The sequence below is a fragment of the Campylobacter concisus genome, assembly GCF_003048555.1.
In the GTDB taxonomy this organism is placed as follows: Bacteria; Campylobacterota; Campylobacteria; order Campylobacterales; family Campylobacteraceae; genus Campylobacter_A; species Campylobacter_A concisus_AO.
Genome location: NZ_PIRR01000046.1, coordinates 1 through 11,162 on the forward strand (window position 1 = coordinate 1; position 11,162 = coordinate 11,162).

The following is an 11,162-nucleotide window of genomic DNA, read 5'->3' on the forward strand; positions in this document are numbered from 1 at the left end:
ACTTAATCCATTTTGGATAGAAGGCATTAAGATATTTTGCGAGTTTTTAAATAGTGCTGGACTTGCAAGGCAAAGTGATCTTATTTGTGATATGGTTTTAAATTTTATTGATAAATTCCCAGATATAAAAAAGCTCAAATTTCAAAGTGGAGAATCTTTTTTTAGTGAAGAGATAAATAAATTTTTTATTAAAAGCAACTCTTTGGAATTTACTTCCAGCAGTGATAGTAAAAAAGATATGAGTTTTGAAGATCTAATAAAAGAACTAGATAAAAGTAAGCATGCTTCAAGTGCTCAAAGTGAGCTTAATTTTATGCTTGAATTATCAAAAATTTTTACTGCACAAGGTATGAATAATAATGCAAAAGCTACCTATGCACAAATAGTTAATTTTATAGAAAATACCGAGCTTAAAGATTATTTATCAGACGTATATATAAAGGCAAAAACATTTGTGTGATAAAATATGTTTTTTTAAATCACCTTTAATTTTATTTAAATATAATTCTTAAATCATTTACGAAAAAAGGATGTTACTATGGCAGATAATCTAATCCCACCAAAAGAACGCATAAATATAGTTTATAAAACTAAGACAAATGACCAAGAGGCTGATGTAGAGCTTCCATTAAAACTTATGGTAGTTGCAAATTTAACTGGCGAAAACCAAACTCCACTTGAAGATCGTGAAGTGATTTCTATCAATAAAATAAATTTTGATCAGGTTATGAAAAGCTTAGATATTCATACAAATTTCTCTGTAAAAAATAAGCTAAATTCTAATAATGAAGATTTAAATATTGACCTTGATTTTGAGAGCATCCATGATTTTAATCCAGACAATATTATAAATCAAATTCCTGAGCTAAAAAAACTCTTACAGCTTAGAAAAGCTTTAGTTGCACTAAAAGGTCCTATGGGCAATATGCCTGATTTTAGAAAAGCGGTTTTAGAAGCTATAAAAGATGAAGATAGTAGAAAACAACTTCTTTTAGAGATTAAAGACGAACAAGATAAGGAATAAAAATGTCTGAAACTAAAGTTAAAACTCCTATCATTGAAAGCATAATGCAAAGGAGTAAATATTCAAAAGATGACGAGAGTTATAGTGTTGTAAAGCAAGGAGTTGCTGAGTTTATTTCAAACATAATAACAACAAATAATGCTGAAGATAAAATAAACAAGCTCGCACTTGATGAGATGATAGCTCACATTGATACCCTTTTATCTGCTCAAATGGATGAAATTTTACACAATAAATCTTTTCAAGAGCTAGAATCAACTTGGCGTGGAATTAGGTTTTTGGTCGAGAGAACAAATTTTAATGAAAATGTAAAAATTGATCTTTTAGACGCTACAAAAGAAGAAATTTTAGATGATTTTGAAAATAATCTAGATATAACTCAAAGTACACTTTATAAACAAATTTATTCAGCCGAATATGGACAATTTGGTGGTGAACCAGTTGGTGCGATAGTGGCTGACTATGAGCTAGATAAATCAAATCAAGATATGACTTTTTTAAATAAAATGTCATCAATTGCTGCAATGAGCCATTCGCCACTTCTTACATCTCTTTCTGCTAAATTTTTTGGACTTGACAATTTTGGTGAGCTTGAAAATATAAAAGATCTAAAAAGTATGCTAGAAGGCCCACAATATACAAGATGGAGAACTTTTAGAGAAAATGAAGATGCAAAATACACAGGTTGTATGGTAAATAGATTTCTTACAAGATCTCCTTATGTACCAGAGGATAACCCTATAAAGAGCTTTAATTATAGAGAAACTGTAAATAATCACGATGATATGCTTTGGGGCAATGGAGCTTATGCGTTTGCTACAAGGCTTACAGATAGTTTTGCTGATTATAGATGGTGCGGTAATATCATTGGACCAAAAGGTGGCGGTGCTGTAAAGGATCTTCCAACTTATACTTACGAAAATTATGGAAGCGTTCAAACAAAAATCCCAACCGAAGTTTTGATCACAGATAGAAGAGAATTTGAACTTTCAGAAAATGGATTTATCGCTCTTACTTTAAGAAGAGATAGCAATAATGCTGCATTTTTCTCTGCTAACTCTGCACTAAAGCCTAAAATTTTCCCAAATACTCCAGAAGGTAAAGCTGCTGAGACAAATTTCAGGCTCGGAACTCAACTGCCTTATGTGTTCTTGATCTCTCGTTTGGCTCATTATCTAAAAGTGCTTCAAAGAGAAGAGATAGGTACATGGAAAGAGCGTAGCGACGTTGAGCGCGGCTTAAATGAATGGCTAAGGCAATACATCTCGGATCAGGAAAACCCACCAGCAGATGTTAGAAGTAGAAGACCATTTAGAAGCGCAAAAGTAATTGTCAGTGATATAGCTGGCGAGCCTGGTTGGTATAAAATAGAGCTTTTGGCTAGACCTCACTTTAAATTTATGGGAGCAAATTTCGAGCTTTCTTTGGTCGGAAAACTAGACAAAGAGTAAGCTTACTATGTCGCTGATAGATAAAATTTTATATGAATTTAGCGATGAATCAAAGCTACGTCCATATTTTAAAGATCTAGACAGCGACATAAAAGATCACATTGATACCATTTTAAACTCTAGACTTGGTAACTACGGCCGATTAAATGATAGTATTATTGATCTTTGGTCGATGGGTGTTGAGATAAACGAGCTTGGTCATAAACTTGGCATGGCGATATATGAACTAATCAGCTCAAATGAGAATAGAATAGAAGTAACATCTATCGGATACGATGACTCACTAAAGCCTTGGCGTATCATCTTTAATATAAACTACAAGCATAAAAACGATAATTTCAAAGAGTATTTGCTAAAAGTTATTTTTAAAAACAATAGATATTGTGAGATTTTATAATGGATTATAATGAAAATAATTTAGCTTATTTTCAAAAAGAGATGGCATACCTTGATGAAACAAGAGCCCTTTTTATTAAAAATTTTCCAAAAGTTGCACCATTTTTAGATACTAAGAGCAAAGATCCTGATGTTGAGAGCATAATAGAAAATATGGCTATTTTAACATCTAGAATCAGGCAAGAACTAGATGAAAATATCCCACTAATCGCTGAGTCTTTAGTAAATATCTTAATGCCAAGCTATACAAATCCTTTTCCATCAGTTTGTATGCAAGAATTTACCTTAAGAGATGACTTCTCTGGGGTAAAAGAATTTATACCAAAAGGAAGCATAGTTGAGTCAAAGCAGATCAATGGCATAACGTGCAAATTTCAAACAATCTTTGACATAAATTTGCTTCCCTTAAAGATAACAAAAGCTTTTATGTCAAACAATAAGAGTGATTATCTTCTAAATTTAAATATAAGCGTTACAAAGGACGAGTTTAGCACTAAAGAACTTGATATAGATTTTTTAAATTTATATCTTGGAGATAATGTTTACTTCTCTTCTACACTCTTAATGTGGCTAAAAAATTACTTGAAATTTATTACAATAAGTTTTGAAGATAGCGATCAAGAGATAAAGTTAAGCCCTGATAAACTTAGTTTAGATGAGTTTGATGAGCGTTTGATAAAGAGTGATGAGTTTGGATTTGAAGCATTTGAGCTTTTGAAAGAGCTATCATTTTTTCCTTCAAAGTTAAATTTCATGCGATTAAATGGTCTTAGCTTTCTTAAAAAATTTTCTGCAAAAAGCTTTAATATTAAATTCATATTTTCAAAAGATATGCCAAGTGGATATGTGCCAAGGCTAGAGTATTTTTCTCTTTTTGCTACACCTGTAATAAATTTATTTGCAATGAGTGCCGAGCCTATTTTAAATAACAATAGGCGAAGCGAATATAGAATTTTTCTAGATCGCTCAAATATCGATGCTTATGAAATTGTTTCAATCAGTAAGGTGGTCGCTCATAGTAGTAATAATGAAAAAAGGATATTAAAAAACTATAAAAGTTTTGAGAGATTTGAATTTTTAAATGATGAGCGAGCAAAAGATTATTATTTTGTCAGTAATAAAACAGATATAAAACTAGACTCTTATAAAGAAATTTCCTTTTTTAAAAGCGACTCCAAAGATCAAACCATTAGCATAGATGCACTTTGCTGCAATGGTGATTTACCTTGCAAGCTAAGACTTGGTGAGATAGATAGAGTGTTATCCCATCAAGGTGTAACAACTAAAAATTTAACCATTCCAACTAGTGTAAAGCGAGTAAAAATAGATGGAAATCTTCTTTGGAAACTAGTTAGTATCTTATCTTTTAGCTATCAAAGTATACTAGAGAAGGGCTCTTTTTTAGCACTTCTTAATACATTTAGCGCGCCAGATGATGAGTTTTTTAAAAAATTTGCCAACTCGCTTTATGATATAAAAACAAAGCAAATTTATAGAGTTGATCAAGGTTTTGCAAAAAGAGGGTTGCTCTGTATATTTTATATAGATGAAAGTGAATTTGAGAGCATTGGAAATGTCTATGCTTTAGGTATAAATTTGTCGAAATTTTTATCAAAATTTGCTTCAATTAATTCATTTTGCGAGCTTAAAATAAAGTGTATAAAGAGCAAAATTTTGCTTAATTATGACTTTTTAGGTGGTACAAAAAAATTAATATGAACAAAGAACTAAATCAAGCTTCTTTTTTTAAATTAGTAAAGAACTGCCTTAAGCACCACGATAGAAGGGATATTTTTTTAAAAAATAACCCAAGTTTTGCCTATCCGATTAATGAGCTTGAAAGCTTAAATAAAGAGGATGCAATAAAAATTGTCGTAAATTTTATGGGTCTTTTGGGAAGTGGCTCGCATCTTACAAGTTATATTTTAGAAAAGATCTCGAAAAGTAGCGATAATAATTTCGAGAAATTTTTTGACTTTTTTGACAATTACTTGCTTTGGCTTTTCTTTGATAGCATTAGTTTAAAAAATTATGCAAGATCTTTTGAAAAAGAGCTTGACGATAAAATTTCAAAGATTTTATTGGATATATTAAACATAAGCAATAAAAAATTAGCAAAAAAATTCTTACCATTTTCTCCGCTTATTATTAGCCAAAGAAGGCCTAAAAGAGAGATCGAGTTTACCTTGCAGCGTCATTTTAATTTAAAAAATAAACTATTTTTGCTGGAAAATTTACCAAATCAAATTTTCATAGCACCTTCAAATTTAAATTCGCTTGGTATCAAAAATAGGACTTTGGGCAGAAATTTTATACTTGGTAAAAAGCTTTTTGAGAAACAAACTAAGATAGCAGTTTATATAAATGGCATAGATTATGAAGAAGCTATTGATTTTTTCCCAAAAAGAAGAAAATTTAAAGAGCTTCAAGATACTCTTATTTTTTTTACGAACAATGAATTTGTTGCTGATTTATACATAAAAATAAACTATTCTCCAAAGATGCAGCTAAGGCTTGGAATAGATGAAAGTTATAGTAAAATAGGCCTTGGTGCAAGGCTTAAAAGTAATAAAAATATGTCAAATTTTATAAAATTTAGGCTTTGCTCTTAAATTTTCAGATATAAAATCTAAAATATTTGTTATTATTACATTAAAGAAATATATTTATTTGTAAAAGGATGTGCATCAATGGCATTTATCGATTACCTAAGAAGGTTTTTTGTCTTTTTTAGATTTAAACACAGCACCATTTTGGTAGCTTCTATTGCATTAAGCATCTTATTTTGGCTTTACGCTCCACTTATAGCTTTTAACGATGTATATAGCTTTGCTAGTATAAGTTCAAGAGTCACTATATTAATTGCATTTTGGGCAGTTATTTTATTTTTTGTTTTAATCAAGCCATTAATGCACTATTTAGCATCTCAAAAAGATGAAAAAAATAATAAGCTAAAAGAGATAAAAAAAGAGTCTATGGATAGTTTTGGTAAGGCAAAAAGAAATTTTATGCTCTCTTTGAAAGATGCCAAAACAACATGGAAAAAAGATATAAATTTCAAAAAATTACCTTTAATAATGATAATGGGTAACGAAGGTGCTGGAAAGAGCGCATTTATAAACTACTCAAATATCGAATTTCCACTATCTGATAGTTTAGATACTTATAAAAAAATACACAAAAGTACAACAAACTTTAATCTTTACATTTCAAAATTTGGTGCACTTTTAGATACTGAGGGTATACATTTTGCACAAGAGAGCCTATATCAGCCAACAGCTACTGAAGAGCTTCCTGAAGATGATGTGGATAAAAATAGGGATTACTTGCTTAAAAAAAGTATCTGGAGTGAATTTTTAAACTTTTTAAAACGAAATGATTTTAACGCTAGATTAAGTGGTGCAGTTTTAATCATAGATACTAAAAAATTCCTCGAAGGCACTCAAGAATATTTTGATGAATTAATTAGATATATGATAAAAAGGGTTAATGACTGCGAGAAACATCTAAAGACTAAATTTCCTATTTATATTGTTTTTAGCAAGCTTGACTTAATAGATGGCATGGGAGATTATTTTAGACTTTTCAATGAAGATGTGGCAAATAAGGCTCTAGGAATAAACTTAGATTCAAATTTCTCAAAACAATCACTAGAAACAGAGTTAAAAAACCTAAGCGAGTCACTATTTAAACATCTCATGAGTAAGAACTCGATTTCGCATTTATTGGAAGATAAGAAGCGTTCATATCTCTTTTTAAAACAACTTGATAATTTTTTTGCTTTAGTGAAAGATTTTGTAACAAAGCTAAGCTCTCAAAATGCACTTAAAAATAGCTCAACCATAAATGGAATTTATTTCGTTAGTGCTTATCAAGAAAATATACCTATAAACTATCTTACAAACACTATTTGCGATAGATATAACATTAAAAAACCACTTTTAAGAGCGGTAAATAACTATAGTAAACAAAGCTATTTTGTAAAATCATTTTTAAAAGAGATAGCTTTTAAAGCTAACTTAAATAAATTTGGTGCTCAAAATAGATTTACAAAATTTGCAAATTTTGTTTTAGCAGCCATACTTTGCGCTGGAGTATATTTGGGTTCTAGTTTTATTCTAGACACCAAAAACATAAAAGAGCAAAATGCTATAAATAATGCAAATAAAATTTCTTCATACCTTGATGGTAAAAAATATAAGGATCTCTCTCCAACACAAAAGATTGAGCTTCTAAATTTACTAAAACAAAGTCTAAATGACTATCCAAGAATCTTTAGCGGCGATACTAAATTTGAGTATATAACACTAGATACTTCGTATAAAGGCTTTACTCCAGTTAAAGCACTTTACTATGATTTAAATGCTGATTTTTTCAAAAATACAGTTTTAACTGAAATGGAAAATATACTAAAAAATGAAATTGATCCAGATAAGCTAATAAAAGCATTTTATATGTATGATTCGCTCTTTGACAAAGATTATACAAATGTAGATTTATTTAAAATTTGGATTAGCACAAACTGGGATAAATTTGAAAAATATGGTGTTGCAAAAGATGAATTTTTAGCGCATATTGAGGTTATTTTAAAAGCAGAAAATTTAAACATAACTGCAGATACAGTTGCTCAAAGTATAGCAAATACGAGGCTATCACCTGTCCAAAGAGCACAAAGGCTCTACTACATACTTGAGTTCATATCATTTAAGGACGATAAATCTTTTTATGATATTAAAAAAGATGTTGAAAATTTATACACGGTAGTCCAAGAGAAAGAAGCATTTAAGCCATTTAATAAAATTTATACAAAAGAAAATTTAAGAGATTTCTTGTCAAAGCTTAGCTCAAACATAGATCAAACAGCTGGAATAGAATCTTGGCTAATGGAGACAAATTCTTCTTTAAAAGATATTAGCTCAAATGATAAGAAAGAGTTAAGTATTGCTGTAATAGAGCTTTATTTGCAAAATTATGCTGATAAGTGGAGCCAAATTTTAAGAGAAATAGAGCCAAATGAATTTAGCACAAAAAAAGAGGTCATAGAAGAACTCGACATCTTGTCAAAGAGAGAAAATCCTTTAAATTCTTTAATAAAATTAACTAATCAAAATACAAATTTAAATGATGAGAATTTACTAAAATATATCTATTCTCTAGGATTTGCTTCAAGTGAGATAAAGCGTGTTTTCAGTGATTTTAGTGCTAAATTTACTAACTATCATGTGTTAAATTCTAATGACTTGCTAGATATTATAAGCAATGATGTAACAAGCGTTTATAAAAAAGTTAGTGACTATAACTTCGAAATGCTTCAAAGTAACGATGATAAAATAGTTTATGCAATAAATGGTATAAAAAATGAAAACGACCCATTCGTTGTCTTAAATAATGATGCTAAGAAGCTTCCAGATGAGTTAAATGAATATTATCAAAAGTTATCGACACTTGCGTGGAAACAAGTAGAAAATGGTGCTTCGGTGCTTTTATCAACAGCATATAGAGATGATGTTTTTGATGATTTTGAAAGTCTTATCAAGCCATTTTATCCATTTAATGAACAATCTCCAAAGGCTGTTAGCACAGAAGAATTTAAAAGATTCTTTGGCAAAAACGGAACTTGGAATAGCTTTTATGATAGATATTTAAAACAAATCTTAAGTAAAACCGCTGATGGTTATAAAATAAGACCAAAATATGCAAAAGAGCTAAGATTTAGCAGAGATTTCCTTAAAAATATTGCCTATATAGACAGAATTTCAAATTTAATGCTTGATTCAAATGATGAGCTAAAATTAAATTATAATTTAAAAGCTGTCGACTTATCGGCAAATTTTAGCCATATAAATATTAGTTATTCTAATAACTCTTTGACTTATGATCATACAATTGCCTCAAATTTGATAGTCTCAAGTAAAAATTTTGATATATCAACACAGTTTAAATTCAATGCAGTTTCAAGTACTGGAAGCGAGAGAAAAGAGCTAAGCTTTGATGGAGAGTGGGGCTGGTATAAGATATTAAAGGCTTCAAATTTTAGTAGCGTTGGCGTTAGTACGCTTAATTTTGATGGTAGAAGAGATTCGTATTTTGGCTTTGAAGTAACACCAAATGGAGGAGAGCTTTTAGAGCTTATGGATATCATACCAACGATAAATTTACCAAAGAAGATGCTTTATTAAGGATAAAATATGCAACAAATAGCAGCAGTTATACAAAATTACGATAAAGCGTCAAGCTTTTCAGCTCAATTTATCATTTTTGATGAAAATGGCGGTGATATAGGCTCGTTAGATACTACAAAATTTTCTTGTAATGATATGAGCGATTCAATCGCACCAAAACACGCTCATGTTGGATTTGAAGAGGGGGTTTTCACAATCTGTGGCTATAAAGATTGTGAAATTTTTTATAGTGATTCATATTCAAAGCTTCCAGATGACTATGAGAGCGTCATAAATTTGGGCGATGTCTTTAGGATAGGGGAGTTAAAATTTATATTTATAGACCCTTCCAGGATTGATGAATATATAGGAAAAGCCCATAAGATAATAGAAAATACGAAAAATTTTGACAAGCTTGATGATAAACGTTTTGAGCCAGTTGGTAAAATTTCAAATGTTGATTTTAAAGAAGAGCCAAAGATAAACTCATTAATAAATGATAAAAAAGATATCACTTTAAATGAAAATGCGCACGATGCAGTTTTAAATTTAAATGAGATAGCTCAAAATTTTGATGAAGAAGAAAATGCAAATAATCAAAATATGCTAACTGCAAAAAGCATGGATGAGCTTTTGACAAAGATAGTTGAGAGTATAAAATTGCAACCAAATATGAGCCCTATAAGTGAGCAGACTAGGACTTTAAATACAAAAGATATGGAAACAATTATGAAAACTCTTCCTCTTAGTGACTCAACAGAGCTAATAAATGCGGTTTTGGTTAAGCTTATCTGCAAAGAGCTATATAGCCAAATGTATGATATAGTCGAGAATAACTCGTTTTTTAAATATATTTCAGGAGCTGTACTAAAAAGTACTAAGGAAGATAAGGAAGCGTTTAATTATCTATTGCATAAAGCCCTTCAAAGCTATATGTTAAAAAAGTAATGTTTTTAATAAAACAGAAAGTAAATAAAAGATAGAATAATCCAAACTTTTTAATAGGAGTAAATATGTCACAACCAGTGTATATTAAAGTGAAAGGTTCTACGCAAGGACTTATTTCAAGTGGTGCTTCAACAGAAGCTAGTATAGGTAATCGCTATCAGTCAGGTCACGAAGATGAGATCATGGCTCAAGAGGTTTCTCATATAGTAACAGTTCCAACTGATCCACAAAGTGGCCAACCATCAGGTCAAAGAGTCCATAAGCCATTTAGTTTTACTACATCACTAAATAAAGCTGTTCCACTTCTTTACAATGCTTTAACACAAGGCGAAAGACTTCCAGAGGTTGAGATCTATTGGTATAGAACATCAACTAGTGGTGGTGCGGAGCATTTCTTTACTACAAAACTAGAAGATGCAACTATAACAGATATTACTCTAGTAAGTCCAAATGCTCAAGACAAGCTAAACAGCGACAAAACAGAGCTTTTCAAAGTTTCAATGAACTATAGAAAGATAGTTTGGGAACACGTAGCTGCAGGCACAAGCGGAAGCGACGACTGGAGAGAAGCTACTAAAAAAGCTTAAAACCAACCTAGGGTTTACCCCTAGGGTTAATAAAATCATCTTCTAGCTAGAAGGACACAGATGAGCCCTTTTTATCTTTATCTTTTAAATTAATATGATATGCGAAATGCGATATGAAACACCTAGTTATAATCATATTTCTCATAACATCTTTATATTCACATGAAGCAAATTGTTTAAATATGTTTGCAGTAATCTTTGATAAAAATACGAACGATGAAAATACTGCTAAATGTATAGAATATTACATAGATGAGCTTGGGTGTGATGCTAATGTAGTCCCAAGTTTCGCTAATGATGGCTCCAATTTACTAGATGCTGCTTATGAAAATAATAAGACTAAAACGTTCGACTTACTTTTGAATAAAGATATTACGCCAGATAAATGGCTAACTGCAATTATAGCAACAGAATTCCTAGTCTTTTTTAGAGAAAATAACGATGGCATAAAAGACAAAAAAGCAAGCCCTGAGCTATTAGAACTGTCACTTATACACATCAGACGCTGCCGACGATCTACTTCGTTTAGATCGCAGTGTTCCATGCGAAAGTAAACACAAACAACCCACCTTGTGTACTTGTCTCGCTGCTCTTT

10 protein-coding genes are annotated in these 11,162 nt (G+C 30.6%); all 10 read left to right on the top strand.

Features of this window, described 5'->3' with window-relative positions:
• Positions 1-460: type VI secretion system domain-containing protein (locus CVS92_RS07745; protein ID WP_199906421.1), on the top strand; the 460-nt coding region annotated here is incomplete at its 5' end.
• Positions 461-538: 78 nt separating this feature from the next.
• Complete coding sequence (tssB, locus tag CVS92_RS07750) at positions 539-1,024, top strand: type VI secretion system contractile sheath small subunit (protein ID WP_054195918.1); 486 nt, start codon at positions 539-541, stop codon at positions 1,022-1,024.
• A 2-nt stretch (positions 1,025-1,026) separates the two neighbouring features.
• On the top strand, positions 1,027-2,475 hold the full coding sequence (gene tssC / locus CVS92_RS07755) for a type VI secretion system contractile sheath large subunit (protein WP_054195919.1): 1,449 nt from the start codon (positions 1,027-1,029) through the stop codon (positions 2,473-2,475).
• 7 nt (positions 2,476-2,482) lie between these two features.
• Positions 2,483-2,872 carry a hypothetical protein gene (locus CVS92_RS07760; RefSeq protein WP_054195920.1) on the top strand — a complete coding sequence of 130 codons (390 nt, stop codon included), beginning with the start codon at positions 2,483-2,485 and terminating at the stop codon, positions 2,870-2,872.
• Complete coding sequence (gene tssF, locus CVS92_RS07765; protein WP_107789059.1) at positions 2,872-4,590, top strand: type VI secretion system baseplate subunit TssF; 1,719 nt, start codon at positions 2,872-2,874, stop codon at positions 4,588-4,590. Before CVS92_RS07760 ends, tssF begins: the two co-directional genes overlap by 1 nt.
• Positions 4,587-5,483, top strand: a complete 897-nt coding sequence (locus CVS92_RS07770) for a type VI secretion system baseplate subunit TssG (protein WP_107789060.1) — start codon at positions 4,587-4,589, stop codon at positions 5,481-5,483. Before tssF ends, CVS92_RS07770 begins: the two co-directional genes overlap by 4 nt.
• Before the next feature lie 78 nt (positions 5,484-5,561).
• The gene (gene tssM / locus CVS92_RS07775) at positions 5,562-9,050 is read left to right on the top strand and encodes a type VI secretion system membrane subunit TssM (RefSeq protein ID WP_107789061.1); all 3,489 of its coding nucleotides are present in this window, start codon (positions 5,562-5,564) and stop codon (positions 9,048-9,050) included.
• A 9-nt stretch (positions 9,051-9,059) separates the two neighbouring features.
• On the top strand, positions 9,060-9,980 hold the full coding sequence (locus CVS92_RS07780; protein WP_107789062.1) for a hypothetical protein: 921 nt from the start codon (positions 9,060-9,062) through the stop codon (positions 9,978-9,980).
• Positions 9,981-10,045: 65 nt separating this feature from the next.
• Positions 10,046-10,567 carry an Hcp family type VI secretion system effector gene (locus CVS92_RS07785; RefSeq protein ID WP_054195925.1) on the top strand — a complete coding sequence of 174 codons (522 nt, stop codon included), beginning with the start codon at positions 10,046-10,048 and terminating at the stop codon, positions 10,565-10,567.
• A 182-nt stretch (positions 10,568-10,749) separates the two neighbouring features.
• Positions 10,750-11,121 carry a hypothetical protein gene (locus CVS92_RS07790; protein ID WP_199906422.1) on the top strand — a complete coding sequence of 124 codons (372 nt, stop codon included), beginning with the start codon at positions 10,750-10,752 and terminating at the stop codon, positions 11,119-11,121.
• Positions 11,122-11,162 lie beyond the last annotated feature (41 nt).

Coding starts and splice junctions, on each gene's coding strand:
- CVS92_RS07785 (WP_054195925.1), top strand. CDS start 10,046: ATGTCACAACCAGTGTATATTAAAGTGAAAGGTTCTACGCAAGGACTT.
- tssF (WP_107789059.1), top strand. CDS start 2,872: ATGGATTATAATGAAAATAATTTAGCTTATTTTCAAAAAGAGATGGCA.
- CVS92_RS07770 (WP_107789060.1), top strand. CDS start 4,587: ATGAACAAAGAACTAAATCAAGCTTCTTTTTTTAAATTAGTAAAGAAC.
- tssB (WP_054195918.1), top strand. CDS start 539: ATGGCAGATAATCTAATCCCACCAAAAGAACGCATAAATATAGTTTAT.
- tssM (WP_107789061.1), top strand. CDS start 5,562: ATGGCATTTATCGATTACCTAAGAAGGTTTTTTGTCTTTTTTAGATTT.
- tssC (WP_054195919.1), top strand. CDS start 1,027: ATGTCTGAAACTAAAGTTAAAACTCCTATCATTGAAAGCATAATGCAA.
- CVS92_RS07790 (WP_199906422.1), top strand. CDS start 10,750: ATGTTTGCAGTAATCTTTGATAAAAATACGAACGATGAAAATACTGCT.
- CVS92_RS07760 (WP_054195920.1), top strand. CDS start 2,483: ATGTCGCTGATAGATAAAATTTTATATGAATTTAGCGATGAATCAAAG.
- CVS92_RS07780 (WP_107789062.1), top strand. CDS start 9,060: ATGCAACAAATAGCAGCAGTTATACAAAATTACGATAAAGCGTCAAGC.